Origin of the sequence: Pedobacter zeae (assembly GCF_014196715.1) — a bacterium.
GTDB lineage: Bacteria > Bacteroidota > Bacteroidia > Sphingobacteriales > Sphingobacteriaceae > Pedobacter > Pedobacter zeae.
The window spans coordinates 53,296-78,679 of sequence record NZ_JACIEF010000005.1; the positions used below are offsets into that span (position 1 = coordinate 53,296).

Genomic DNA, 25,384 nt, shown 5'->3' on the forward strand with positions numbered 1-25,384 from the left:
TATTCAGGTGAAATGGGTTTAAAAAAGAAATCTGCGGATCAACAGCCTGTTTTTGCCGCAAATCCGCAGATCGTATTTTTGTATTATGGTTTTAAGTTTGCGTACCGACTTCCCCTCAAGCCAGTTACTGCTTTTAAGCGTTGGTCTTTAAGCTATCCCTCTCACCAAACTAGCTCGCCTTTCATTACCTCAACAAAATCATCGAATAAGTAACGCGAATCGTGCGGGCCTGGAGAAGATTCCGGGTGATATTGCACTGAAAATGCCTTTTTACCTTTAACGCGGATTCCTTCTATAGATTTATCGTTTAGGTTAACATGGGTAATTTCTACTTTATCAGAATTTTTAACCTCATCCGGAATTACACCAAAACCATGGTTCTGTGAAGTAACTTCGCAGTGGTTTTTGATAATGTTTTTAACCGGGTGGTTTAATCCGCGGTGGCCATTGAACATTTTCATGGTACCGATACCGTTTGCTTCGGCCAATAACTGGTGGCCTAAACAGATACCGAACAATGGTTTGTCTACAGCCAAAATATCTTTGATGGTTTCTACTGCATAAGGCATTACAGAAGGGTCGCCTGGGCCATTGGAAATAAAATAACCATCCGGGTTAAATTTTTCCATTTCTGCAAAAGTAGTTTTAGCCGGAAAAACCTGAACATAGATGTCGCGGTTTTCGAAATTGCGCAAAATGTTTTTCTTAATGCCCAGATCCAGCGCCGCTACTTTTAAAGTTGCATCAGGATTGCCATAAAAATAAGGTTCTGTAGTACTTACTTTTGATGAAAGTTCTAATCCTTCCATGGAAGGTACTTCGTCCAGTTTTTCTTTTAATTCTTTTAAATCCGTAATCTCAGAAGAGATAATGGCGTTCATTGCACCTTTATCCCTGATGTGGCGAACCAAAGCACGCGTATCGATATCAGAAATGGCAACCAGGTTATCATTCTGGAAATAATCCTGAATTGATTCGGTAGCTTGTTTACGGCTATAAACAATGTTGTAATTTTTGCAGACTAAACCAGCGATTTTGATCGAACCTGATTCGATCTCGTCTTTGTGGATACCATAATTACCAATATGTGCATTGGTGGTAACCATTATCTGTCCAAAATAACTTGGATCTGTAAAAATTTCCTGGTAACCTGTCATCCCGGTATTAAAACAAATTTCGCCGGTAGTGGTGCCAATTTTTCCGGCTGCTTTGCCGTAAAAAACTGTGCCATCGGCCAGTAATAAAATCGCAGGTAACTTGGTGTAGTTAGTCATGGTAATTACAATATGGATTTTGATTTAAAAAAGAGTTGAAAAAAGAATGGCTTTCGGCATTAAAGCCGTATTTGCAGGGTACCAAAAAAGATGAATATATCCCTTCCATTTCGGGGTACAAAGATAGAGTTTTAGATTGGGAATATAAAGAGAAAAATAAAATAAGGTTGAAGCTGAAAGCAGAAAGACTAAAGCTTAAAGTTGTAAAGTCAGATTTGTGTGAAAAACGATTTTAGATTGAGATTGCTTGGGTCTTTTACCTGTGGTCTTTTCAGCTTAATTAAATAAAAAACAATACTTTTGGCAACACAAAACAAATCCCATGTCGGTACATAAAGAAATCAAACGTGTTACCACGCATACATTACAGGAAATGAAAGAGCGTGGCGAAAAAATATCGATGCTAACCGCCTACGATTATTCGATGGCAACCATTTTGGATGATGCTGGCTTAGATGTTTTATTGGTTGGCGATTCTGCTTCGAATGTAATGGCTGGTCACGAAACGACTTTGCCCATTACCCTCGATCAGATGATTTACCATGCAGCCTCGGTAATCAGGGCGGTTAAACGTGCATTCGTAGTGGTCGATCTGCCTTTTGGTTCCTACCAGGGAAACTCAAAAGAAGCATTGAACTCAGCCATCAGGATCATGAAAGAATCAGGTGCACACGGTGTTAAGTTAGAGGGTGGTGAAGAAATTATTGAGTCGATACAACGCATTATTACTGCCGGTATCCCGGTTATGGGACATTTAGGGTTAACACCCCAATCCATTTATAAATTTGGAACCTATACCGTCCGTGCCAAGGAAGAGCAAGAAGCGAACAAATTAAAAACCGATGTGCTGGCCTTACAGGCTGCCGGTTGTTTTTCCATTGTTTTAGAGAAAATTCCCGCTGCTTTAGGTAAAGAGGTTACCGAAAGTTTAAATATTCCAACCATTGGTATTGGCGCAGGACCATACTGCGACGGACAGGTTTTGGTGGTAAATGATATGATTGGATTAACAAAAGGCTTTAAACCCCGTTTTTTACGCCAGTACATTAACCTTTACGACGAAATTTTAGGAGCGGCGCAATCTTATATCCGTGATGTAAAAGGAAATGATTTCCCGAACGAAAAAGAACAATATTAAGTTTGGAGTTTGGCGTTGTGAGTTTGGCGTTGTTTCAGCGCAGGTAAACTATCCAACCTTAAATAATAAAAAGCTTAACCGATTAACCAATAAACTTTCGCAATAGACGATGTGCTCTATCAAATGAACTAATGACGAATGAACCAATGAACTAACCGATGCCAATTACCGATAACGACATCCTTTTTGAAGACAATCATTTAATCGCTATTAATAAGAGGGCAGGTGATATTGTGCAGGTTGATGAAACTGGCGATGAGCCCCTTGATGAACAGGTAAAAAAGTATATTGCTCAAAAATATAATAAACCAAATGGTGCCTTTTTAGGCGTGGTACACCGCTTAGACAGGCCCGTAAGCGGTGTAATCCTGTTTGCAAAAACCAGTAAGGCTTTAGAAAGAATGAACGCTGTTTTTAAAAACAGGCAAGTAAAAAAAACTTATTGGGCTGTAGTAAAAAACAAGCCACCAAAAGAATCAGCTACTTTGATTCACTGGTTGGTTAAAAATCCGCAAAAGAATGTGGTTTCCTATTACAATACTGAGGTTGCAGGAAGTCAGCGGGCCGAACTTTCCTATAAAGTAAAAGCCAAAGTAGGCGATTATTATCTTTTGGAGGTTGATCCTTTAACAGGACGTTCGCATCAGATCAGGGTGCAACTGTCATCGATGGGATGTCCGATTATGGGCGATAATAAATACGGTTATCCGCGGGGAAGCAGAAAAGGGAGCATTTGCCTGCATGCCCGTCGGTTACAGTTTATACACCCGGTAAAAAAAGAACCTGTAAATATATTTGCCAAATTACCTGTTGATGGATTTTGGGAACGGTTCGAAGATTTATAGCCGGAATGATCGCGATATTTATTAGGTATTAAGGGTTTGGCACAATATTTAGTCATGTTTCGGCTAAAAACTAAATCCATCATGAAAAACACCTTCTTATCAATCGCTGCAGCAGGTCTACTGGCGTCTGCATTAGTATCGTGCGACAGTACAAAAAAAACAGAAACGACCAAAGACTCAAGCGAAATTTCTGCTAATGGCGACACCATTACAAAAGTGACTACAAAAACAACTGAAACGGTTACAACAGAAATCCCAACTTTCTCAAGTGAAGAAGTAAATAAGGGGCTTGCCGAGTACAGCAAATTAAAGGATGAATACATTGCAGCTGTAAAAAGTAAAAATGCAGCTGAAATTAAAGCCATCAACGATAAGTATACCGCCTGGGCAAATCAGGCAGCAGGCTGGGCAGCCAAGTTAAAGCCTGATGAAATACAAAAATACTCAGATTATGTGCTTAAGTTAAGTGAGGAATGGACGAAAGCTGCAAAAGACGCTTTAAAGTAATTTTAAAATGATAAGAAAACTGGCCATAATGCTGGCTGGAAACTGTCAAGTTGAGCCTCTCGAAGCGCCTTTAAATATATTTTAAGTGTCCTTCGACAGGCTCAGGATTGACAATTCTATCTTAAGTATGCAACCTTTTTTATTTACAATCTATCTTATCAAAATTCATCGATCCATCAAACTTTAGTTTGCTTAGGTCTTTGAACTTAGTTTCTCCTCTTACTTCCTCTACATCGCCAAATCCCTCTGCTATCTGGTCACCCTTTTTCAAAAAAGCCACTTCTCTAATAGATGTTTTGCCTTCAGATTGAAAAATATAGTTGGCAATTATGGTATCACCTTTAATAATCCCGGTTATCGTGCCAGCATTTTTATCTTTTTCGTATAAATTATAACCTAGTGTACCTGTTACCTTATTATCCTTTGTTTTTAACGATAGGGTGGCAGTATCTCGGTTTTTAATGTACTGGTAGCACAGGATAGAATCGGGCTTTGCCGATGCATTGGTTATTATGGTGGAATCGATTTTGGCCTGTGTTTTTTTTGCTGTGCCGCCCTGGCAAGATGCCATGAATAAAGCGGTTGCTCCTAGTATGGGGATGATGTTTTTCATTAAGATATATTCTTTTCTTATCAGATTGATTTTTATTATCAAGCAAAGCCCTTGCCAAAAAGATTTGTCAACCTGTACTGATCTTTACACCGGAATTAAGTTATCCTAAATATATGAGCGTTGTGATCAGTTTATCTGGAAGTTTCATTTAAAAAAAAACAACGAAATACTGGTCCCTTTATGTTCTTCAGAATTAATATCGATTTCGATCCGGTGAAAGCGGGCAATACTTTGAACAATTGCCAAGCCTAATCCAAATCCATTTTCTTCGCTGTTCCCCCTTTTAAAACGATCAAAAGCATCTTCTACCAATGCCTGGCTCATGCCTTGCCCGGTATCGCTAATGGTTAGCACATATTTTTCGGCTTCGCTTTTATCAGATATCGTGATCGTACCCCCAACAACATTATATTTAATGGCATTATTAATAATGTTAATTAAAAGTGTATGTATCAGTGCTTTATTTCCTTTAAAATGAAAATCCTTTGTTAAAGTTGCATTGTAGCTAATATTTTTGTCTGCTATACGGTCTTCCAGATCTTCATATATGTCTTCAATCTCTTGTTTGAGGCTAATGTCTTCCGTTTTTAAATATTGGTTGTTTTCTACCTTTGAGATCAGTAACAAACTATTAATAATTACCTTTAAACGGTTCAGTGTTTTTAAAGATGCATAGATTTTATTCTCATGCTCTACCGGGATATGAGGGGTATTGAGCATGTTTTCGAACCGGGTACTTAAAATCGAAATGGGGGTAAGTAACTCATGCGAAACATTGGCAATAAACTGTTTCTCCAAAGCAAAAAGGGTATTTATTTTTCGCATTAAAGAGTTTATACTGTTATCAAGGATTTTAAAATCGTTGGTGGTTGTAGGTATATTCTCATAGTTGTAGTGCGATGGATCGTCAACCAGATTAATCTTTTTATCGATAATGAGATAAAAGGGTTTCAACAGGAAGTTGGAAAAAGTAAAGTCGGCTACGAGCGTGATCAGCAGTGCAGCAACCAATACGATAAGCATATAAAAACGTATCGAATTTTTAATTGACTGGAGGGCAGTCATTGTTTCGCCAATTTCCAGGTTATACCAGTTGGTGTGGTAAGAAAATTTGTAGTTCAGGATCCTGTATACTTCAATATCACCCTCTATTTCTCTCTTTTCGGTAAAAACCTTGGCCGTAGAATCTTTTTGATTATCGGGAATGTCTGTTAAAATGATAAACTCTTCCTTTAATATGTTATAATCGGTAAAAGATTGCTGTTTGTTTAAAAGGCTATCGATTTCATCATCATTCAAATGTTTGATGATCTTGTTCTTTTTTTTGATCAGGCGGTTATCAAATTGGTTGTAGGCAAGTCTGTCTAACGAGAATAAAATAATAGCCCCCAACACTAAGATGATGGCAATTTTGGTTACTGCGTTATATAAAGAAAACTTTACCTGTAACTTCATTTTGTTTAATGGTTCATTAGTTCAATCGTCTTCGGTTCATTGGTAGATCGGCGTTTAACTTCTGACCTCCTGACTCCCTAGCAATTAATCCTGTAGCCAATGCTTCTTACCGTTTCGAACCAATCGATAGGACTAATCCCGGCAAGTTTTTTTCTCAGGTTTTTAACATGTACATCAACGAAGTTGGAATCTGAATTAACTTCTAAAATATCACCCCAAACGTGCTCCGTTAAACTCATCCTGGATACCACGCGGTTTTTATTCAGCACCAAATAGTTAAATATTTCGAATTCCTTTTTGGTCAGGTTTAATCTTTCGTCGCCAAATGAAACGGTTCTGTTCTGGATATTGAGCAGGAAATTATGAATGTTTACCTCGTTTTTCTCTAACTTATGTTTTCTCCGGGTAATGGCGTGGATACGTGCTAAAAGTTCGTTTAGTGAAAAAGGCTTTGGTAAATAATCATCCGCACCTTCATCAAGCCCCCTGATCCGGTCGTCTACAGCACTACGGGCAGTTAAAATGATTATAGCATCATCACGATCTTTCATGGCTTTAAGCTGTTTCAAAATATCGAATCCATCACCATCCGGTAAACCTAAGTCGAGTAAAATGAAATCGTAGTGGTTTACAAATATTTTTTCTTCCGCAGAAGATTTTTTCCAGGCATGTTCTACAATAAACCCTTCCTTGCTCAAGAATTCATCCATTTCAAGCGCCAGGCTTTTTTCATCTTCAACAATAAGTACGTTCATTCAGTTTACAGTTTTCGGTTTACAATTTTCAATTTTTGATCACGCTAATCAACGTTTTCCCTGGTCATCTAGCCTTGGCCTTTCCTTTCAAAAATGCATTGCTATTACCCTGCAACTAAGTTAATATTTTTTAAGATGATCGCACAGGCTTCTTTAATTTCTTCCTTGCTTATAATTAAAGGTGGGGCAATACGCATCGAATTGCTGCAATGTAAAAACCAGTCGGATAGTACACCATCAAGGATACAGGCATCGATAATTTTTTTGTTCACCTCGAAATTCTCAAATTCTACGGCCAGCATCAACCCTTTTCCCCTGATTTCCTTAATAGCGGGATGTTGCAAAAGCTGTTTAAACAATTGACCTTTTTCTTCCACTTCATCAACAATATGATGATCAACCAGTGTGCGTAAGGTGGCCAGGCCTGCAGCGCAACAAACCGGATGACCACCAAAAGTTGTCATGTGGCCCAGTATAGGCGTATGCGACAAAACCGACATGATTTCCAGCGAACTGATAAAAGCACCGATCGGCATTCCGCCGCCAATGCCTTTGGCAAGTAACAAAACATCAGGTATAACCTGGTAATGCTCGAAAGCGAACATTTTGCCACTCCGGCCAAAACCCGATTGTATTTCGTCGAAGATCAATAAGGTTCCTGTTTCGTTGCATTTTTCTCTCAACGCCTGCATGTAACCGGGATCGGCTACACGTATTCCTGCTTCACCCTGGATAGGTTCTATAAAAACTGCTGCAATCTCTGCGGTGATTTTGTCGAGGTCGGCGAGGTGATTATGCTCGATAAAGCTTACATGGGGTAAAAAAGGGCCATAACCGGAAGAGTAGGCGTTACTTTCCATTAAACTTTCGGCACCCTGAGTACTGCCATGGTAGGCATTTTTACAGGCGATAAATCCTTTTCTGCCGGTGTAACGTTTGGCCAGTTTCATGGCGCCTTCTACAGCTTCTGTACCCGAATTTAAAAAATAGGTACAGCTTAGGCTTGGAGGCAGGATATCGGCCAGGGCCTTTGCGAAATTAACCTGCGGACTTTGTACATATTCGCCATACACCATCAGGTGCATATAGGTTTCTGCCTGTTTTTGGATGGCTTCAACTACTGCCGGATGGCAATGCCCGACATTACTTACGCCAATACCGGCAATAAGATCTAAATGTTTTTTATCTGCAGCATCGTATATATAAACGCCCTTTGCCCTCACAAATTCGAGCATTAGCGGTTCTGGGGAGGTTTGTGCATTGTGTTGTAAAAACAACTGACGTTGGGTAAGCATGGCACAAAAGTACTGAAATGAAGGAGCGCTTTAAAATAAAAAAGACCTACATTACTGTAAGTCTTTCTTTGTTATGGCCTTTGTCCGCCCTTATACCTGTTGAGCAGCTCCCGTTTAAAACCTTCCTGTGCCCTGTAAAATTTACCTACAACTTTGATGGGTAGCGAAGATTTTAGTTTATTATAATATTTTTTATCGAGATTAAGATCTCTCTGTTTAAAGTCAAATTCACTGGTAATTAAGCTCTGCACCTGTGCATCTGTTAAATTATCAATTTCATCCACTTTTCTGAAGGATATCATTTTTTGGAAACGTTCCTTCCGCAATGCATTTTGTTCAGCCTGCATATCGTTATAAATCGGCCAGAAAATTTTGGCTTCTTCAGGCGATAGATCCAGTTTTTGGGTAAAAAAGGCTATTTTTAGCGATTCTATCTCTTCTCCTTTAGGCCTTTGAGCAAAAAGAGCAGTGGGCAATAGAAATATTAAAGCAATAAAAAGTAAGTTCTTCATCATTTTAATTATTTAGTTCCTGAGATAAATCACTTGAAGAAAAATGACTCAGGATGTAGTTTTCCATTTCTGTATCTGACGCAGAAGTTTTATTATTAGAGGATGTAGTAGGTTGTGCTTCTAAATGATCGATAATGGTATTTTCATCGATGTCATATAACATCTGTTCATTTATTGCATCTGCAGATTGTACCTGCTGAACACCTGTAATTGAACTGTTTTGGTAAAAATAAATGCCAAACGAAACCATTAACAGAAAACAGGCTGCGCTTGCATATTTAACAATACTTCGCTTCCATAAAGGAATAACCCTCGCCACCTTTTGGGGTTCGGATAAGGCAATTTTTTTGGCAATTCTACTTTGCAGGTTATCAAAGTAATTTTCGGGTACGCTAAAAGCATGTTCAGCCTTAGGTATTCCCTCCAAAGCAACCCGCGTTTGTATACGCTCAGTTAAATTTTCAAAATAATTTTGAGGAACTTCAAAATTATTGCTACTGGTTTTCTGTTTCAATCCATCTAAAAAGACTACAGAAAAAATGGCCTCTTCACAATCTTCAAAATACCCTTCAGGCACTGAGAAAGGATTACGTTTTCCGATTGCCCTAAGGGCAGGAGTTTCGTTCATCCAGTCGTTATTTTCTATATTTTCGCTCATCACCATTATATGATACAATTAAAGTGAAAAGGTTTAATAGTCTATTTGATCATTTGTGATAAAAGCTTCAATTTTTTTTGCTGCGATATGAAATGATGCCTTTAATGCGCCTACAGAAGTTCCTAGCACTTCCGAAATCTCCTCGTATTTCATATCGTCAAAATACTTCATATTGAATATAATCCGTTGTTTTTCAGGTAAGGTGAGGATGGCTTTTTGCAGCTTGAGCTCAAGTTTATCGCCGTTAAAATAGGACGATGATACCAGGTTATCGGCGAGTTCTGATGATACTTCATCCAAAGGAGTATTATTGCGCTGCTTTTGCTTATTCAGGAACGTGATCGATTCATTAGTGGCAATACGGTAGATCCATGTGTAAAGCTGAGAGTCGCTTCTAAATTTATCGAGGTTTTTCCAGACTTTAACAAATACTTCCTGCAAAAGATCATCACAATCATCGTGGTTTAAAACCAGTCTGCGGATGTGCCAGTATATTTTTTGCTGATATTTTTTTAACAACAGGTTAAAGGCTTCATTACGCGTACGCTCTACAGCAAACAGTGCCAGGATTTCTGAATCTTCAACTTGTTTCATGCTATCTCTAGATTTGAGATGTGAGAATTGAGATATGAGATTCGACTTCATGCCCCGAATCTCATATCTAATCGCTCAAATCTATTTTTTTCTGCCGATTACTTTTTGTGCAGCCTCAACAATGTTTACAGCATCCAAGCCATATTTAGACATCAATTGATCTGGTGTTCCGCTTTCGCCAAAAGTATCGTTAGTTGCTACAAATTCTTGTGGAGTTGGCAGTTCGGTAGTGAGTAAACGTGCTACACTTTCACCTAAACCACCAAATTTATTGTGCTCTTCGCAAGTTACTACACAACCGGTTTTCTTAACCGATTTTAAGATTGCCTCCTCATCCAAAGGTTTAATCGTATGGATATTGATAATTTCAGCATCAATGCCCAATTCGGCTAATTTTTCGCCGGCTTCAATTGCTTTCCAAACCATGTGACCTGTAGCGATAATGGTTACATCCGTACCTTCGTTAACCATCCAGGCTTTTCCAATCTCGAATTTTTGGTCCGGATCGGTAAATACAGGAATTACAGGGCGGCCGAAACGTAAATACACCGGACCTTCGTATTCAGCAATGGCAATGGTTGCTGCTTTGGTCTGGTTGTAATCGCAAGGATTAATCACCACCATTCCTGGCAACATTTTCATTAAGCCGATATCTTCTAAGATTTGGTGTGTTGCACCGTCTTCGCCAAGGGTTAAACCCGCGTGAGATGCGCAAATTTTAACATTTTTATTGGAATAAGCCACTGATTGACGGATCTGGTCGTAAACACGGCCTGTAGAAAAGTTGGCAAAGGTACCGGTGAAAGGAATTTTACCACCGATAGTCATACCTGCTGCAATACCAATCATATTGGCTTCTGCGATACCAACCTGTGTAAAACGCTCAGGAAAATCCTTTATAAAGGCGTCCATTTTAAGCGATCCAACTAAATCGGCACACAAGGCAACCACATTTTCGTTTCTCTTTCCGGCTTCATGTAAGCCAGCTCCAAAACCCGAACGTGTATCTTTTTTTTCTGTATATGTATATTTTTTCACGTTTTTATATTTTTAATTAGCTGCGTTCAAGCTTGCTTCGCAGGTTTTCATTGTTTTTTAGATATTAGATATGAGACTCACATCTCTAATCTAATTTAGTAATCCCCTAAAGTTTCTGGTAATTGTGCTAAGGCTGCAGCCAATTGTTCATCGTTAGGTGCTGTACCGTGCCATTTATGCGTACCCATCATATAATCTACACCAGCACCCATTTGTGTGCTCATCAGATTTAAGATTGGTTTACCTTTTCCTGTTAAAGTTTTAGCATAATGTAAACCTTCTACAATTGCCTGCATATCGTTACCATCGGTATTGATTACGTGCCATCCGAAAGCTTCAAATTTTGCCTGTAAATCATCCAAAGCTAAAACTTTGCTGGTAGGACCATCGATCTGCTGCCCGTTGTAATCAACTGTGGCAATTAAGTGATCGACCTTATTAAATGGTGCAAACATGGCTGCTTCCCAGTTTTGGCCTTCCTGCAATTCTCCATCCCCCATTAAGACAAACACATAAGATTTATCGCCGTTTAATTTTTTAGCAAGTGCGGCTCCGATAGCAACCGATAAGCCCTGACCTAAAGAACCTGATGCAATACGGACACCCGGTAAGTGTTCGTGGGTTGTAGGGTGTCCCTGCAATCTTGAATCCAATTTACGGAAAGTGGCCAATTCACTTTTATCGAAATAACCGGCATGAGCAAGTGTACTGTACCATACCGGAGAAATGTGTCCATTCGAAAGGAAGAATAAATCTTCGCCAGCACCTTCCATGGTGAAGTCTGTTTTGTGATTCATTACTTCAAAATATAAAGCAGTAAAAAAATCTGTACAGCCAAGCGAAGCGCCCGGGTGACCGGATTGACATCCGTGAACCATTCTTACGATATCTCTTCTGATTTGAGAGGCAATATCTTCTAGCTCTTTAATTGTATGTTTCATTAAAATAAGAGGTTGTTGTTATATAACAAAGGTAATATTTTACCTGCTATATCATAATTAGTTATTGATTAAATTGAGTACTTGTTGTGTTGGGTTTTTGGTATCAACTTTTTTGATGATGTGGATAATTTTTCCTTCACCGTCAATAATGAAAGTGGTACGAACCGTACCCATGTATTTTTTGCCGTACATATTTTTTTCTCCCCAAACACCGTAGTCGTTAACAATTTTCTGGTCGGTATCGGCCAATAGTGTAAAAGGTAAATTATGTTTGGTTATAAATTTCTGATGCGATTTTTCGTCATCAACACTAACACCTAAAACGATAATGCCTTTAGCCAGTAAACCTTGGTAGTTATCCCTGAAATCGCAAGCCTCGGCTGTACAACCCGGGGTATCGTCTTTTGGATAAAAGTAAAGCACAACTGTTTTTCCTTTATAGTCGCTTAACGACACTTCATTGCCGTTTTGATCTTTCGATGTGATTGCCGGTGCCTGATCGCCTTCTTTTAACGTTGCCATATCTGTATGATTGAATTTTGAATAGTTTAATAATAGAAATTAAAACAGTTTACTATAATATACGGTTTAAGATAATCTTAAAGATGACATTTCTGCGTATTAACATAAATTAATCCAACTGATCATGCACCTTATCTGAAAAACTTAATCCTACCTGGAGAAATTCACGGTATAGTTCCGTGTATTTTCCTTCATATCCACAACAGTCAGTTCCAAAGTATGCCTGCCCGCCGCCGTTCTTTCGTCGAAACTGTGCCAAAGTGTTGCAGTTTTGGCATCAAACTCCATTAAGGCCCACTTCCCATCAATATAACCGTTAAAACTTTTAATGCCTGATAAATTATCACTGATCTTAAAAAAGATTTTGGACAAGCCTGACATATTCTTGCCCTCAGAAATATTTACAGGAAAGATTCTCGGCGCAATGGTATCAACGGCTATATAAAAACTACCGAAATTTTTTGGAGTAGCTTTTACATAGCCATTATCGAAACTACCTCCTTGCGATGAGCCGTTTAAATTGACGATCAATGCCTTGCCCCGCAGGTTTTCGGGAAGGTTATCACCTTTAATCCAAAGATCGAAACCAATATGCAGCGGCACGTAGCGGTTGTGGATCTGGTGTACCGCCGACCAGGCATTACCAGCTGGCCTTGGTAGTTTTTTATAGGTGAAATTTAAATCGTTATATAAAGTGCCCTTTGGCAGAATCACTTTTACCTCTTCGGCATTAAATTCGTTTACCTTATTGTATGGGTAAATTATTCCGGCAGCAACCGTTGGGGCTGCAATTGGTGCTGAACCTGCATGTACAGTAAAAGGCAGCAAAGAAGAGTTTCCTTTCGAATCGGTAATGATATAGCGTAGCTGATGCTGTGCACCATCGTTGAAGTTGATGCGGCCGTTATTTACCAGATTGCTGTAAATCTTCAATGGATTGCCCGGATCAACAAAACTTTTCTGAATACTTCTTTTTGTATTTAAATAAGTTGGGTAATCAATGTGCGAATTGATAGCCTTACTGTCTTCAAATGCAAAACGCTCCAAAGCTGAAGTATATACCATTTTGCCATCAAGTTCTAATTGAATGGAATATACACCGTTTGTGCCCGATAAACCATTGTGCCTATCGGTTACTACAATACCAAAACCCACTTCGCCGGTTAAACTTATCGGGGCAGTAGCTTTATAACTGCCATTTGCACCGCTAATCGTTATGGCCTGTTTCGGCGTAGATTCGTTAAAAGTTTTGCCATTTAGGCGGTAAACATATAAACCATGGATCACAGGAGGAATGTTGTCAGGAATTACAATTCCAAAAAACTGTGGATTGATGGTTTCTTCTGTTTTGGTATCCCTGATCTCGAAATGCAAATGCGGCCCGCCTGAGCTGCCACGGTTACCAGACCAGGCAATAATTTCACCCTTATGTACGGGGATCAGGGAAGCATCAGGAAATTCGTCGATCTCGAAAGTTTTCTTTTCGTATTCGAGGTTTTTAACAATGGTTGCGATCTTTGGTGCAAAACGTTGCAAATGACCATACACCGTAGTAAAGCCATTTGCATGATTAATGTATAATGCCTGTCCAAAACCACTGTTCTGAACCCTTAGCCTCGATATATATCCATCTGCCACCGCATAAACAGGATAACCTTCTCGCTGATTGGTTCTGAAATCAATTCCTGAATGAAAGTGGTTGCTCCGGATTTCGCCGAAAGAGCCTGCAAGCGCAGGTGGACTAATGTCTAAAGGCTGTCTGAAATCTGTTATCGGGTACTTATTGGTACTGAAAATCTGTTGCGCCTGTACAAAAGTGATCATGCATAGCAGGCAGATTGAAAAGGAAAATTTTAACTTGTACCGGATTGGGTTTTTAATCATTCGTTACTTCACATCAAAATTTAAAAGTTGCTTTCCTTCCAGCCAGGCTTCGATTTTATCGCCCTTATTTATTTTCCCAACACCCTGAGGGGTTCCGGTAAAAATTAAATCGCCTTTTTTTAAGGTGATGTATTGAGAAACAAAGCTGATTATCTTCTCGAACGGGAATAACAAATCTTTAGTATGGCCAACCTGGCGGCTTTCTCCGTTTATCTTTAATTCAAAATTTATATCATAAAGATCTTCAAAATCACTTTTCGGCAAGAAAATGCTAATGGGCGCTGAATGATCAAAAGCTTTGGCAAGCTCCCAGGGGAGCCCTTTTTCTTTATGCCTGCTCTGGATATCACGTGCGGTAAAATCAATGCCTAAACCCACTTCATCGTAATAGTTTGATGCGAATTTTTCGGCAATGTGTTTGCCTTCTTTGCAAACTTTTAAAACAATTTCTAATTCGTAGTGAACATCGTCAGAAAAATCGGGGAGGTAAAAAGGCTTATTATCTTTTAAAACGGCCGTATCCGGTTTCAGAAAAATTACAGGTGTTGTAGGAACAGGATTGTTCAGTTCTTTTGCATGTTCGGCATAATTTCGGCCAATGGCGATGATTTTCATTCTTAAGAATATGAAAGATGATAAAATAGACGGGTATTTAATCCCCGTCAATCAAAAATATAAAAGAAAATGGGGTTATAAAACTGAGATTCGCTTTACCTGGCTTTCTGACCCTGCAATAACCCTTAAAAAGTAAATACCAGGATTTATCCTGCTCGGAATAACGAAGCTTTTCGTCTGTTCGCCCGCGTTTAAACGTTCGTTTGCCAGTGTTGCTACCTCATTACCCAATAAATCGATGATTTTGATGGTTGTTTGGGTACCATCTTTCCCGATGGATAAGATCATGTTTAATTGATCTTCAACCGGGTTAGGATATATTTTTACGATAGTCAGCAATTTGTCTTTGGCTGCCGGAATTGTATTTTTTGGAGTGGTGGAGTATGTATTAAACATTCCTGAACCGCCGATCCACGTATAAAGTGGTTTATAAGGCGTAATGTTTGCTTTAATTTCAGGTATTCTGTTTACTTTTTTGGTTCTGTTTTTTAAGCTAATGTGAATGCTGTCAGCTTGTTGCGCCCAAGAATTTACGCCGCAAAGGAACACAATGCACAATGTGCATATGAGTTTGGTGAGGAACGTTATCTTAGCGTAGAGTTTCATCAAATTGGTATAACAAATGTATTAATTTAAAACAAAGAAATTAAACATTTTGTTTAAAAGCCATAATTTAACACAATTTAACAATAATATTTAAATTTCATAGTGTTAAAAATACACAATAATTTGGTTGTTAAATTGTTATAGTTAGTTTACTTTTGCCGCACTAAAATATCAACGAAGTGTCAAATCATAAAAATGTCAACGCGTTAACCGCCGGCGGTGTTCTAATTAGTTTAGGGATTGTGTTCGGTGACATTGGTACATCGCCTTTATATACACTTAACGCAATTTTCACCAGCATTCTGGGCGTAAAGGACGGGATTGTTGGAAATCCGGGATCAATAACAACCGATGTTGTCCTGGGTGTTCTTTCCTGCATCATCTGGACACTTACCTTGCAAACAACCATTAAATATGTCATCATCACGCTAAGAGCAGATAATAAAGGTGAGGGTGGAATTTTCTCGTTGTTTTCTCTCGTAAGAAAAAAGGCAAAATGGTTAATTGTACCAGCAGTTGTTGGGGGCTGTGCATTGCTTGCCGATGGTGTAATTACACCCAGCATTACCGTAACATCGGCTATAGAAGGATTAACCAGCAGGTTCGATATCCCCGTAGTTCCGGTAGTAATTGCAATTTTAACAGTGCTTTTCGTTATCCAGCAGTTTGGAACCAATTTGGTCGGGAAATTATTCGGCCCCGTAATGTTCGTCTGGTTTACAGTTTTGGGGGTTGCCGGTCTGTTATTTATCGTTAAAGACTTTAGTATTTTAAAAGCCCTTAATCCATATTATGCAGTACATTTATTAGCTACCAATAGTAAGGCCTTTATTATCTTGGGTGGGGTGTTTCTTTGTACCACCGGGGCAGAGGCGCTTTATTCTGATCTAGGACATTGTGGACGGAATAATATCCGTATCAGCTGGATTTTTGTGAAAATAACCCTGATATTAAATTACTTGGGGCAAGGAGTTTGGATTTTGCAGAACGAAAGCACTTTTATTCCGAGTTCTAAAGTGAATCCTTTCTTTCAGATCATTTCTAGCCATTTCCAGGTGCCGATGGTTATTTTAGCTACCATGGCAGCGGTTATTGCAAGCCAGGCATTAATAAGTGGTTCTTTTACCTTAATATCAGAAGCCGTTCGTTTAAATCTTTGGCCAAAAATCAAAATTGTATATCCATCGGTTCAAAAAGGTCAGCTGTATGTGCCATCCATTAACTGGATGCTTTGGGTAGGCTGTTGCAGCATAGTGTTTTTCTGGGAAGAGTCTTCTAAAATGGATGCCGCGTATGGCCTTTCCATCACAATTGCGATGTTAATGACTACGATTTTGGTAAGTGTTTATTTAAAGAGTAAGCGTTTCCCGAAATACCTTATTGCCATTTTTATTTCCGTGTATGTAATTATTGAAGGTACATTCCTTTTCAGTAACCTGCACAAGTTTTCTGATGGAGGCTGGTTAACGGTACTTATTGGTTCGGCACTGTTTACCGTGATGTGGAGCTGGTTTGTTGCCCGTAAAATCAAAAACAGGTTTGTTAAGTACGTGGAAATTGAAGATTATTACGAGATTTTAAGCGAATTGAGTAATGATGAATCTGTTCCGAAATATTCTTCTCAATTGGTGTATTTAACCAGCGCAAATTTTAAGACAGAAATTGAATCGAAAATTATTTATTCGATTATACAAAAAGAACCCAAACGGGCAGATGTATACTGGTTAGTGCACGTTGATGTGATGGATGAGCCATATACCTTGGATTACAAGGTCGAATTCTTAATTCCGGGTAAACTCATCAGGATCGATTTCAGGTTAGGTTTCAGGGTTGAGCAGCGTGTTAACCTGCTTTACCGTAAAGTAGTAGAGGAGTTGGTTAAAAATGGTGAAATCGATATTACAAGTCAATATACTTCGTTAAACAAGCATAAAATTGCCGGCGATTTCAGGTTTGTACTTTTAGAAAAACACTTATCTAAATTTGCCAAACTGAGTTTCTATGAACGGACGATTATGGATTATTATTTTATCCTGAAGCGGTTAAGTTTATCAGAAGAGCGCAGTTTTGGCTTAGATAGCAGTTATGTAGACGTAGAGAAAGTACCGCTTATTTTTGTGACGCCGGATGATATTGAACTGAACAGATTACCGGTTTAACGAATGAGAGCTGCACTTTTAATTTTAGGTATTGTCCTCTTTATAGCAGGGCCGGCCGCAAAGATATACCATCTTGATCATGCTAATCATTATATGATCGCCTCCGGGTTGGGGCTGGTTATGATTACAGTAATGGCTTTTATCAAAAAGAAATAAATCAAATCCTCTTTCAGTTTAAGAAAGGGGATTTTTTTATAGATGGAATTTATCTTTATCCCATTTGCTGGGATTATTGATAATATAGTTAGAGATATTCTGATATGCTCTTTGATTGCGAATAATGTGTTCGTAATAATTGCGCTGCCAAAGCTTTCCCATTATTTTATTGTGCGATTTGAATAATTGCAAACATGCATTTGAAACAATTGATTTATATGCTCCAATGATATTTGCAATTGTCGGGGCGACCCTTGCGGTCGCCCGGTTATCTTCTTCTTTGGCGACCGCAAGGGTCGCCCCGACATCAGATAAGATTATAATGCCGTGCATGTGATTCGGCATAATCTGAAAAACATCGAGTTCGAAATTTGAAAATCTATCAGATAAACTAATCCATTCATTGTAAGCGATTTTTCCTGATTCATTTAAAATCATCTTATCGTCTACTATCTTTCCAAATCTATGAAGCCTATCTTCACAGCAGATGGTGATAAAATAGGCACCCGCTTTTGAATAATCATAACCCTTTAACCTGATCGATCTTCTGTTGTGTATTAAAGGATTGTACTTCATGATATCTAAACCTCGGTTTGTGCCAGCTTACTGTGCCGGTAACCGTAAGCAAAGTAAACCACAAGCCCCACAACCAGCCATATACCAAAACCGATCCAGTTGGAGATGCCGAGTTCGCACATCATATACAAGCAGCTGATCAATCCCAAAACGGGGATTAACGATAGGTTTTTAGTGATGCAATAATAATTGATTACCACGCAGATGATCAAAAAGATCCACATTGGAATTTTGTGTTTAAACAGGCCCCAGCCACTTTCATATTTCTTCTCTGCCGGTACTTTTGAAGCAGAGATAAACTGCTCGTAACGATCGGCCGGTAATGCACTCAAGTAAGATTCTGCATCAACTTTATCTTCATTGATGATCTGCGGAGCTGCATGTTTAACAATTTCCTCTTTTACAATTTTCAGTTCATCACCGTTTAAAGAAGTAACAAAAGTTACCGTTTGGATGGTTTTAGGCGAATTGAAAAAGAATGCTTTGGTTTCTTTACCATATTGTGTAAAAGCAAAAGCAATGGCTGCGGCAAAAGCAACCGGAACGATAAACTTGCTGTTGATGTAAGGGATTTTAAACTTTCCACGCTGCACATCAGGCCTGTTCTGCAGCACTAAAACACCTGCGCAAACCAAAACAAAAGCGAATAAGGTACCAATAGAGCAAAGATCGGTAACAATGGTGAGGTTCATAAACAAAGACGGAACGGCTACTACAAAGCCAACCACGATGGTGGCAAATGAAGGTGTTTTGTATTTTGGGTGGATTTTCGAAAAGGATTTTGGTAATAATCCGTCTCTGCTCATGCTCATCCAGATGCGTGGCTGACCCATCTGGAAAACCAAAAGCACACTTGCCATGGCAAAAACAGCACTCACGGCAATTATACCGCTCATCAGTTTTAAATCAATCTGATCGAAAACAAAGGCCAGTGGATCGCCAACCGCCAAGGTATCAGATTTAACAATACCTGTTAAAACCAGGGCGATGGCTACATATAACAAGGTACAGATGATAATGGCCCACATCATGCCTCGGGGGAGATCGCGCTGCGGATTTTTACATTCTTCAGCAGTTGTAGAAATGGCATCGAAGCCGATATAGGCAAAGAATACTGCTGAAACACCTTTTAATATCCCTGAAACACCGTTAGGAGCAAATGGATTCCAATTTTTGGTGTCGACATAAAATATACCAACCGCCAAAACCAACAGGATTACGGCCAGTTTTACCACTACCATGGCGTTGCTGGCGTTACGGCTTTCCTTCATGCCGCGGTAAATCAACCAGGTGATTAAAATGATAATGCCCAAAGCCGGGATATCTGCAACAAGGTGAAAACCACCTATTTGTGGTGCCGTAAGCCAGGCGTTATTGGCCAGCGCAGTGGCAGGATCTAAAGCCGAAAGACTTTTTCCTGCGGCTAATAATGCTTCAGCATGTTTGTGCCCGTTATAGGCACTTAAGTAATCCATGGTCATCCAATCGGGCACATGGATGCCATCTATGCCGAGGAAAGGTATTTTTATAGTGGAGAGTAGTCCCGTAAAATAATCAGACCAGGATATGGCTACGGTAATGTTCCCGATGGAGTATTCCATAATGAGCGACCAGCCGATAATCCAGGCAACCAGTTCTCCAAAGGCAACATAAGAATAGGTATAGGCACTGCCCGAAACAGGAACCATCGAAGCGAATTCTGCATAGGCAAAAGCGGCAAAACTACAGGCCACTGCTGTAAAAATAAACAAAAAGATTACGGCCGGACCGCCATCGGCACTTGCTTTACCTATCGTACTAAAAATACCAGCACCAATAATTGCTGCAATACCAAAAGCTGTTAAGTCGCGAACACCTAGTGTTTTATGTAACGTATTTTCATGGTCGCCATAGCCTTTTGCTGCATCTTGTAATATTTTGGAAATGGATTTCTTTCTGAATAGTTTTTCGAACATCTTTTATTTGATTGTTTCTTCAAACTTATAAAAAGTTTGGCTAAAAACGTTTAAAGCCACATATAATTTTCGTTGCAGGTTATTCAGAGTTCCAAATCCATTCAAGATCGGATAATTATCGATTTAAAGTCAAAAACCGCAATTATTTGGCTTGAATAAGCCTTTGTTTGATTCGCATAATTTTAACTTTTCTGATAGTGTTAATTTTGCCTTAATTAATTAACAGGTTGATGCGGAGTGTTTAAAAACCTGTTTGATTGGAATATTAAATTATAATTAACATATCATTATGAATACGAGCACTGTACCAATAAAATACATTAAAGAGCGTAACCAGGGCATTGCCACTATACTGGCTTTTGCACTGCTCCCGATTTCCGGTTTTGCCACTGATATTTATATCCCTTCCTTACCCGATATGGCGGGAGCTATACAGGTATCCAATGTTCAGGTTCAGCTTACGTTAAGCATCTTTCTCATCAGTTACGGCGTTTCGCAGCTTTTTATCGGGAGTGTGCTCGATAGTTTCGGACGTTACAAAATCTGTCTTTATGCCCTGTTGGTTTTTGCAGCTGCCAGTATTGTTATTGCCACCAGTCATAACATTTATCTCATATATTTCATGCGTGTAATCCATGGGATTACCGTAGCAGCTATCGTAGTGGCGAAAAGGGCATACTTTGTGGATCTTTTTGAAGGCGACCGGTTAAAAAATTACCTGAGTCTGTTTTCTATCATCTGGAGTACCGGACCAATTGTTGCACCGTTTATAGGCGGTTACCTGCAGACTGCTTTTGGATGGGAATCGAATTTTTATTTTTTGGCCGGTTTTGCGCTTGTTTTTGCTTTATTGGAGACGATATTCAGCGGAGAAACCTTAAAGCATTTTACCGATTTTCAATTGAAAAAAATTGCAAGGATCTATGTCCAAATGATCAGAACCACCAGTTTTACACTGGGTATTGTGATGTTGGGTTTAGCGTATTGTATGGTAATGGTCTACAATATGACGGGTCCTTTTATCATCGAACACCATTTGAATTTCTCCCCGATTGTGACTGGTTACAGCTCCCTGTTTTTGGGTTTCGCCTGGATGGTTGGTGGTTTTATTGGTAAAGCAACAATTAACAGGCCCTTCTTTAAAAGGTTAATGATCAATTCAGTATTACAGCTGGCGTTTGTCGTTTTAATGATCCTGAGCTTAAACTTCGTATCCAACCTTTGGTCGTTAATTTTCTTTGCTTTTATTATCCATGTTGGTGCAGGCTATACCTTTAACAATTACTTTACTTTTTGCTTAGGTAAATTTCCTAAAAATGCGGGGATTGCAGGTGGCTTAACAGGTGGGTTTACCTATGTGATCGTTTCTGTGTTGAGTTATGGTATTGTAAACCTGATCCCTGCAAAAGACGAGCGTAATTTAAGCTACAGTTACCTGGTTATGATCATTATATCGCTGGTGGTAATGTTTATGATTTTGAAGTTGAGAAAAAAAGATGCGGTAAATTAAAACAGCTGGATTTCAGGCTTAAATCAAAGTTGTATCATCAAAACAATTGCCGTCTTGAGGGATGATTTATGGTATAAAATCAATAGGGGTGGCAGGGGAGCCCTACGGTATTGGTCTTCTCGAAAAATCGCCATTGCGAGAAGGAAAGACGAAGCCCTATCGCAATGACTCAACGATATGGCCTTTTTGTTTTTTGAGGGGAAAACCTTCGGTCTTCCCCTTTAAAGCTGTTAATTATCCCAGTTTCTCCAGCTCCGATTTCACAAAACCTGCAAGTTCTTTTACGTAATCTGCACTGAAATCAAATTTGATACCTGCGGTTTCGTATATTTCATTCATAGGCCTGGTGTAACCCAAAGAAAGTGCAGCAAGGTATTGTTCCAGGGCTTTTTCAGGATTTTCTTTATAATTTTTCCAAACGGCAATGGCGCCTAATTGTGCAATGGCATATTCGATGTAATAAAAAGGTACTTCAAACAAATGAAGTTGTTTCTGCCACACGTTACCAAATTGCTGTTCTAAATCCGTCCAATCGGCAAAGCCTGCACCAAAACGCTTATAAATCTGCTTGAAGGTTTCCTCTCTGTCTGCAGCAGTATGGTTTGGGTTGGTATAAATCCAGTGCTGGAACTGATCAATTACCGCTACCCATGGCAACGTTTTTAACACATCGGCCAATTGTTCTTTTTTTGCGCGGATTAAGTCTTCTTCATTATCAAAGTAAACCTCCCATTTGTCCATAGAGATCAGCTCCATACTCATTGAGGCGAGTTCGGCCACTTCTGACGGGCAGTGTTTAAAATCGTTCAATTCTAAATTGGCCGTTAAGAACGTATGCACGGCATGACCACCCTCATGTACCATTGTGGTTAAATCGCGTAGTGAGTTTGCCGAGTTCATAAAAATAAACGGTGCACCGGTTTCGGCCAAAGGATAGTTGTAACCACCCGGGGCTTTACCTTTTCTGCTCTCTACATCAAAAAGGTTGTTGGCTTTCATGGTTGCCAGTTTTTCGCCCAGTTTTTTGTCTATTGCATTAAAGCAGGCAATACTTTTATCAATCAGTTCTTCACCATTGTTAAAAGGTTTTAAAGCTGGTTTACCACTTATGCTAACCTCCATATCCCAGGGCTTTAATACCTTTAAACCCAATGCTTCGCGACGTTTTTCGGCCTGTTCTTTTAAAATCGGAACAATTTCTTTCTCAATTGCATTCGCAAAGTCATAACAGTCCTGCGGAGTATAATCGAAACGGCCCAAAGCCTGGAACATGTAATCGCGATAGTTTTCAAAACCTGCGTTTAAGGCAACCTGGTTACGCAATTTAATCAGTTCATCAAAAAGAATGTTTAAATCATCTTTATCAACCAAACGGCGTTGTTGGATAGTTCTCCATGCGTTTTCGCGTACCTCACGGTTTAAATCTTTAATAAAGATCGAAGCCTGTTCCAAAGTGTATTCCTGCCCGTTAATCTGGACGCTCATGGCTCCGGTTGTACTTTGGTATTTTTGTTGTTTTACCTGCAGCTCAGTGAAAAGCTCAATGTTTTCCTCGCGGTAAAGCTCAAGTGCTTTTTTAATTGCACGGCTGTAAACAAAATATTTTTCTTTATCCAGGTCATCCATAAACGGACTTTCTGCAAACTTTTTATTCAGCTCGTTGGCTAAAGGGGAAATTTTAGGTTCTATTTCTGTTGCAAAGTATTGGAAATTTTTAACCAGTTCTTCATTGGCCGTATCGCAGCTCATTTTAATGTATCTCCAGGCAAAATCTTCTTCCAAAGCTGCTTCCAGTTCAGAACGGTCTTTAAGCCATTGCTCCAACTTGGCAGTACTGTTTAGTTCGCGGTGCTGCAGTTCGGTAAAAAGGGGCTCTAAATTTTCCCAGGTAATGGTTAATTCCTGCGGAATATATTTTCTCGGTTTCTTGGTGATGATCATGTTTAATTTAAATTGTTGAATGATAGAATTAGGGATTGATTGAATGTTTCAGGTTAAACACCAAACATTCAATCATCCAAAACTCAAAATCCATTCATTTTATTTATGTCTCAAATACGCGTCTATTAAAAAGCAAATGGCAAATACCACCGAAGCATAGCCGTTTAAGGTTTGAAATGCCCGGTTTACCTTGCTGATATCGTTTGGTTTTACCAGCAGGTGCTGATAAATCAGCATCGAACAGAAAAATACTATACCTACATAATAAACCCAGCTAAATTCGGTAAAGAATACAGGTAAAATTACGCAGGCTGCCGATAATACATGCAATAAAACCGAAACGTTCAGAGCATTTTTTATGCCAAGAGCCGATGGAATAGAATGTAAATTTTCTTCGCGGTCGAAATCTTCATCCTGCAAGGCATAAATGATATCGAAACCGCTTACCCAGAACAATACGGTTAAGGAATATAAAACCGGCACTAAAGCAAACTGACCGGTTACGGCAATGTACGCACCTATTGGTGCCAACGATAAGCCTAGCCCTAACACCAGGTGGCAAAGTGCTGTAAACCTTTTGGTATAGCTGTAAAATAATATCACAAACAGGGCTACTGGCGATAGATAGAAACAAAGCGGGTTAATGAAATAAGTGGCAACGGCAAACAATATGCAATTGATAATAACAAAAGTAAGCGCTTCTTTTGCCGAAACTTTCCCTGCCGGGATATCGCGCATTTTGGTGCGCGGGTTTTTGGCATCGATATTCCGGTCGAGGTAGCGGTTAAAAGCCATGGCCGAGTTACGGGCAAAAACCATGCACAGCAAAACTAAAATCAATTTATACCATGAAAATGGATTTTCGGTAGTGGTTACACCCAGAAAAAAACCAATCATGGCAAAAGGCAATGCAAAAACCGAATGTGCAAATAATACGAGTGAAAAATATTTTTTCATTTATTGATAATGATTAACTATTCTTATTGATTAGTGGTTAATAGGCGGTGGTTAATGGCAGATTGCAAAATACCAATGAACCAATGACCATTAAGTTTTAAAACCGTTTATAATCTGTAGGAACTACAAAATCTTTATTTACTTCATAAATAAAATTCAGTACCTCGTCTTTACCAATACCTTTTTCGGCCGAAGTAATGAAAGTTGCCGGAATTTCTTCAAAAAACTCACCTAATTTGCGCTTAAAGCCAACCACATTTTTTTGTGTGGTGGTCATACCCTGTTTGTCGGCTTTGGTAAAAATCAACGAAAAGGGGATTTGCCTTTCGCCCAGCCAGTAGCAAAATTCAATGTCAATCTGTTGCGGTTCCAAGCGGCTATCGATCAATACAAAAACGCATTGCAAACTTTCCCTTTTCGTAATATAGGCACGGATAAATTTTTCCCATTTTTCTCTGCTGGTTTTTGAAACCCTGGCATAACCATAACCCGGCAGATCGACAATATACCAGGCTTCGTTAATCAAAAAGTGATTAATGAGCTGTGTTTTTCCCGGCCGTTGCGAGGTTTTGGCCAAACCATGCTGATTAACCAACATATTAATTAAAGAGGATTTACCTACATTAGAACGACCAATAAAAGCATACTCAGGCAATATAGGCGGCGGCAGGGCCGAAACCTGGGTGTTGCTGCATACAAATGCTGCTGTTTTGATAACCATAGTGCAAAGGTAGGGTTTTGAGTCCGAAGTCCGAAGTGCTTAGTCCGAAGTTCAAAATGCCAAATGCATAGTGGCGTAAAAATTAAAAACAAATCTTTAATTTGATTATAGGTTTCTTTCCTAGCATGCAAAATGTTAAGTTTCTTCTTAAACGTGT

25 protein-coding genes are annotated in these 25,384 nt (G+C 39.2%); 6 read left to right on the forward strand and 19 right to left on the reverse strand.

Going from position 1 to position 25,384, the window contains the following annotated elements; all coding sequences use genetic code 11:
- Window positions 1–161: 161 nt before the first annotated feature.
- Window positions 162–1,274 carry a glutamine-hydrolyzing carbamoyl-phosphate synthase small subunit gene (carA, locus tag GGQ60_RS22245; protein ID WP_183768549.1) on the reverse strand — a complete coding sequence of 371 codons (1,113 nt, stop codon included), beginning with the start codon at window positions 1,272–1,274 and terminating at the stop codon, window positions 162–164.
- 35 nt (window positions 1,275–1,309) lie between these two features.
- Here carA and GGQ60_RS22250 point away from each other — a divergent pair, with 35 nt between their 5' ends.
- From GGQ60_RS22250 to GGQ60_RS22265, 4 genes are all read left to right on the forward strand, one after another.
- Complete coding sequence (locus GGQ60_RS22250; protein ID WP_183768550.1) at window positions 1,310–1,510, forward strand: hypothetical protein; 201 nt, start codon at window positions 1,310–1,312, stop codon at window positions 1,508–1,510.
- Window positions 1,511–1,596: 86 nt separating this feature from the next.
- Window positions 1,597–2,412, forward strand: coding sequence for a 3-methyl-2-oxobutanoate hydroxymethyltransferase (gene panB, locus GGQ60_RS22255; protein WP_183768552.1), 816 nt, complete (start codon window positions 1,597–1,599; stop codon window positions 2,410–2,412).
- A gap of 158 nt (window positions 2,413–2,570) precedes the next feature.
- The gene (locus tag GGQ60_RS22260) at window positions 2,571–3,257 is read left to right on the forward strand and encodes an RluA family pseudouridine synthase (RefSeq protein ID WP_183768555.1); all 687 of its coding nucleotides are present in this window, start codon (window positions 2,571–2,573) and stop codon (window positions 3,255–3,257) included.
- 81 nt (window positions 3,258–3,338) lie between these two features.
- Complete coding sequence (locus GGQ60_RS22265; protein ID WP_183768558.1) at window positions 3,339–3,764, forward strand: hypothetical protein; 426 nt, start codon at window positions 3,339–3,341, stop codon at window positions 3,762–3,764.
- A 139-nt stretch (window positions 3,765–3,903) separates the two neighbouring features.
- On the opposite strand, the gene GGQ60_RS22270 is transcribed toward GGQ60_RS22265, so the two are convergent.
- The 13 genes from GGQ60_RS22270 to GGQ60_RS22330 all read right to left on the reverse strand — a co-directional run bounded on the left by GGQ60_RS22270 (window position 3,904) and on the right by GGQ60_RS22330 (window position 15,252).
- Window positions 3,904–4,377 carry a hypothetical protein gene (locus GGQ60_RS22270; RefSeq protein WP_183768561.1) on the reverse strand — a complete coding sequence of 158 codons (474 nt, stop codon included), beginning with the start codon at window positions 4,375–4,377 and terminating at the stop codon, window positions 3,904–3,906.
- 144 nt (window positions 4,378–4,521) lie between these two features.
- Window positions 4,522–5,832 carry a sensor histidine kinase gene (locus GGQ60_RS22275; RefSeq protein ID WP_183768563.1) on the reverse strand — a complete coding sequence of 437 codons (1,311 nt, stop codon included), beginning with the start codon at window positions 5,830–5,832 and terminating at the stop codon, window positions 4,522–4,524.
- Window positions 5,833–5,909: 77 nt separating this feature from the next.
- Window positions 5,910–6,587, reverse strand: a complete 678-nt coding sequence (locus tag GGQ60_RS22280) for a response regulator transcription factor (RefSeq protein WP_183768565.1) — start codon at window positions 6,585–6,587, stop codon at window positions 5,910–5,912.
- A 104-nt stretch (window positions 6,588–6,691) separates the two neighbouring features.
- The gene (locus GGQ60_RS22285; protein WP_183768567.1) at window positions 6,692–7,882 is read right to left on the reverse strand and encodes an aspartate aminotransferase family protein; all 1,191 of its coding nucleotides are present in this window, start codon (window positions 7,880–7,882) and stop codon (window positions 6,692–6,694) included.
- 71 nt (window positions 7,883–7,953) lie between these two features.
- A complete protein-coding gene (locus GGQ60_RS22290) occupies window positions 7,954–8,397 on the reverse strand; it encodes a hypothetical protein (RefSeq protein WP_229685190.1) in 444 nt (147 codons plus the stop codon).
- 1 nt (window position 8,398) lies between these two features.
- On the reverse strand, window positions 8,399–9,052 hold the full coding sequence (locus tag GGQ60_RS22295; RefSeq protein WP_183768569.1) for a hypothetical protein: 654 nt from the start codon (window positions 9,050–9,052) through the stop codon (window positions 8,399–8,401).
- 33 nt (window positions 9,053–9,085) lie between these two features.
- Window positions 9,086–9,646: an RNA polymerase sigma factor gene (locus GGQ60_RS22300; RefSeq protein WP_183768572.1), complete on the reverse strand. Its 561-nt coding sequence runs from the start codon at window positions 9,644–9,646 to the stop codon at window positions 9,086–9,088.
- Between the two features lie 81 nt (window positions 9,647–9,727).
- A complete protein-coding gene (locus GGQ60_RS22305; RefSeq protein WP_183768575.1) occupies window positions 9,728–10,684 on the reverse strand; it encodes a transketolase family protein in 957 nt (318 codons plus the stop codon).
- Between the two features lie 95 nt (window positions 10,685–10,779).
- A complete protein-coding gene (locus GGQ60_RS22310) occupies window positions 10,780–11,625 on the reverse strand; it encodes a transketolase (RefSeq protein WP_183768577.1) in 846 nt (281 codons plus the stop codon).
- Between the two features lie 57 nt (window positions 11,626–11,682).
- The gene (bcp, locus tag GGQ60_RS22315) at window positions 11,683–12,147 is read right to left on the reverse strand and encodes a thioredoxin-dependent thiol peroxidase (RefSeq protein WP_183768580.1); all 465 of its coding nucleotides are present in this window, start codon (window positions 12,145–12,147) and stop codon (window positions 11,683–11,685) included.
- A 150-nt stretch (window positions 12,148–12,297) separates the two neighbouring features.
- Window positions 12,298–13,971 carry a M23 family metallopeptidase gene (locus GGQ60_RS22320; RefSeq protein ID WP_229685191.1) on the reverse strand — a complete coding sequence of 558 codons (1,674 nt, stop codon included), beginning with the start codon at window positions 13,969–13,971 and terminating at the stop codon, window positions 12,298–12,300.
- A gap of 63 nt (window positions 13,972–14,034) precedes the next feature.
- Complete coding sequence (locus tag GGQ60_RS22325; protein ID WP_183768585.1) at window positions 14,035–14,646, reverse strand: fumarylacetoacetate hydrolase family protein; 612 nt, start codon at window positions 14,644–14,646, stop codon at window positions 14,035–14,037.
- Between the two features lie 75 nt (window positions 14,647–14,721).
- The gene (locus GGQ60_RS22330; protein WP_221236026.1) at window positions 14,722–15,252 is read right to left on the reverse strand and encodes a T9SS type A sorting domain-containing protein; all 531 of its coding nucleotides are present in this window, start codon (window positions 15,250–15,252) and stop codon (window positions 14,722–14,724) included.
- 179 nt (window positions 15,253–15,431) lie between these two features.
- Here GGQ60_RS22330 and GGQ60_RS22335 point away from each other — a divergent pair, with 179 nt between their 5' ends.
- Window positions 15,432–17,411 (forward strand): KUP/HAK/KT family potassium transporter, encoded by a 1,980-nt coding sequence (locus GGQ60_RS22335; RefSeq protein ID WP_183768588.1) that lies wholly within the window; start codon window positions 15,432–15,434, stop codon window positions 17,409–17,411.
- 192 nt (window positions 17,412–17,603) lie between these two features.
- Here GGQ60_RS22335 and GGQ60_RS22340 read toward each other — a convergent pair whose 3' ends face one another.
- Window positions 17,604–18,143: a transposase gene (locus GGQ60_RS22340; protein WP_183768591.1), complete on the reverse strand. Its 540-nt coding sequence runs from the start codon at window positions 18,141–18,143 to the stop codon at window positions 17,604–17,606.
- A gap of 5 nt (window positions 18,144–18,148) precedes the next feature.
- Entirely contained in the window at window positions 18,149–20,098 is a 1,950-nt protein-coding gene (locus tag GGQ60_RS22345; protein WP_183768593.1) for an amino acid permease, read from the reverse strand.
- 289 nt (window positions 20,099–20,387) lie between these two features.
- On the opposite strand from GGQ60_RS22345, the gene GGQ60_RS22350 reads away from it, so the two are divergent.
- Window positions 20,388–21,608, forward strand: a complete 1,221-nt coding sequence (locus GGQ60_RS22350) for an MFS transporter (protein WP_183768595.1) — start codon at window positions 20,388–20,390, stop codon at window positions 21,606–21,608.
- Between the two features lie 234 nt (window positions 21,609–21,842).
- Here GGQ60_RS22350 and GGQ60_RS22355 read toward each other — a convergent pair whose 3' ends face one another.
- The 3 genes from GGQ60_RS22355 to yihA form a co-directional block, all read right to left on the reverse strand.
- The gene (locus GGQ60_RS22355; protein ID WP_183768597.1) at window positions 21,843–23,549 is read right to left on the reverse strand and encodes a M3 family oligoendopeptidase; all 1,707 of its coding nucleotides are present in this window, start codon (window positions 23,547–23,549) and stop codon (window positions 21,843–21,845) included.
- Between the two features lie 99 nt (window positions 23,550–23,648).
- Window positions 23,649–24,506 carry a UbiA-like polyprenyltransferase gene (locus tag GGQ60_RS22360; RefSeq protein WP_183768599.1) on the reverse strand — a complete coding sequence of 286 codons (858 nt, stop codon included), beginning with the start codon at window positions 24,504–24,506 and terminating at the stop codon, window positions 23,649–23,651.
- 97 nt (window positions 24,507–24,603) lie between these two features.
- Window positions 24,604–25,227 carry a ribosome biogenesis GTP-binding protein YihA/YsxC gene (gene yihA, locus GGQ60_RS22365; protein ID WP_183768602.1) on the reverse strand — a complete coding sequence of 208 codons (624 nt, stop codon included), beginning with the start codon at window positions 25,225–25,227 and terminating at the stop codon, window positions 24,604–24,606.
- Window positions 25,228–25,384 lie beyond the last annotated feature (157 nt).

Excerpts from the sequence above, each read along its gene's own strand:
- carA (WP_183768549.1), bottom strand. The coding sequence starts at position 1,274 with ATGACTAACTACACCAAGTTACCTGCGATTTTATTACTGGCCGATGGC.
- panB (WP_183768552.1), top strand. The coding sequence starts at position 1,597 with ATGTCGGTACATAAAGAAATCAAACGTGTTACCACGCATACATTACAG.
- GGQ60_RS22260 (WP_183768555.1), top strand. The coding sequence starts at position 2,571 with ATGCCAATTACCGATAACGACATCCTTTTTGAAGACAATCATTTAATC.
- GGQ60_RS22265 (WP_183768558.1), top strand. The coding sequence starts at position 3,339 with ATGAAAAACACCTTCTTATCAATCGCTGCAGCAGGTCTACTGGCGTCT.
- GGQ60_RS22270 (WP_183768561.1), bottom strand. The coding sequence starts at position 4,377 with ATGAAAAACATCATCCCCATACTAGGAGCAACCGCTTTATTCATGGCA.
- GGQ60_RS22275 (WP_183768563.1), bottom strand. The coding sequence starts at position 5,832 with ATGAAGTTACAGGTAAAGTTTTCTTTATATAACGCAGTAACCAAAATT.
- GGQ60_RS22280 (WP_183768565.1), bottom strand. The coding sequence starts at position 6,587 with ATGAACGTACTTATTGTTGAAGATGAAAAAAGCCTGGCGCTTGAAATG.
- GGQ60_RS22285 (WP_183768567.1), bottom strand. The coding sequence starts at position 7,882 with ATGCTTACCCAACGTCAGTTGTTTTTACAACACAATGCACAAACCTCC.
- GGQ60_RS22290 (WP_229685190.1), bottom strand. The coding sequence starts at position 8,397 with ATGATGAAGAACTTACTTTTTATTGCTTTAATATTTCTATTGCCCACT.
- GGQ60_RS22295 (WP_183768569.1), bottom strand. The coding sequence starts at position 9,052 with ATGAGCGAAAATATAGAAAATAACGACTGGATGAACGAAACTCCTGCC.
- GGQ60_RS22300 (WP_183768572.1), bottom strand. The coding sequence starts at position 9,646 with ATGAAACAAGTTGAAGATTCAGAAATCCTGGCACTGTTTGCTGTAGAG.
- GGQ60_RS22310 (WP_183768577.1), bottom strand. The coding sequence starts at position 11,625 with ATGAAACATACAATTAAAGAGCTAGAAGATATTGCCTCTCAAATCAGA.
- bcp (WP_183768580.1), bottom strand. The coding sequence starts at position 12,147 with ATGGCAACGTTAAAAGAAGGCGATCAGGCACCGGCAATCACATCGAAA.
- GGQ60_RS22320 (WP_229685191.1), bottom strand. The coding sequence starts at position 13,971 with ATGATCACTTTTGTACAGGCGCAACAGATTTTCAGTACCAATAAGTAC.
- GGQ60_RS22325 (WP_183768585.1), bottom strand. The coding sequence starts at position 14,646 with ATGAAAATCATCGCCATTGGCCGAAATTATGCCGAACATGCAAAAGAA.
- GGQ60_RS22330 (WP_221236026.1), bottom strand. The coding sequence starts at position 15,252 with ATGAAACTCTACGCTAAGATAACGTTCCTCACCAAACTCATATGCACA.
- GGQ60_RS22340 (WP_183768591.1), bottom strand. The coding sequence starts at position 18,143 with ATGAAGTACAATCCTTTAATACACAACAGAAGATCGATCAGGTTAAAG.
- GGQ60_RS22345 (WP_183768593.1), bottom strand. The coding sequence starts at position 20,098 with ATGTTCGAAAAACTATTCAGAAAGAAATCCATTTCCAAAATATTACAA.
- GGQ60_RS22350 (WP_183768595.1), top strand. The coding sequence starts at position 20,388 with ATGAATACGAGCACTGTACCAATAAAATACATTAAAGAGCGTAACCAG.
- GGQ60_RS22355 (WP_183768597.1), bottom strand. The coding sequence starts at position 23,549 with ATGATCATCACCAAGAAACCGAGAAAATATATTCCGCAGGAATTAACC.
- GGQ60_RS22360 (WP_183768599.1), bottom strand. The coding sequence starts at position 24,506 with ATGAAAAAATATTTTTCACTCGTATTATTTGCACATTCGGTTTTTGCA.
- yihA (WP_183768602.1), bottom strand. The coding sequence starts at position 25,227 with ATGGTTATCAAAACAGCAGCATTTGTATGCAGCAACACCCAGGTTTCG.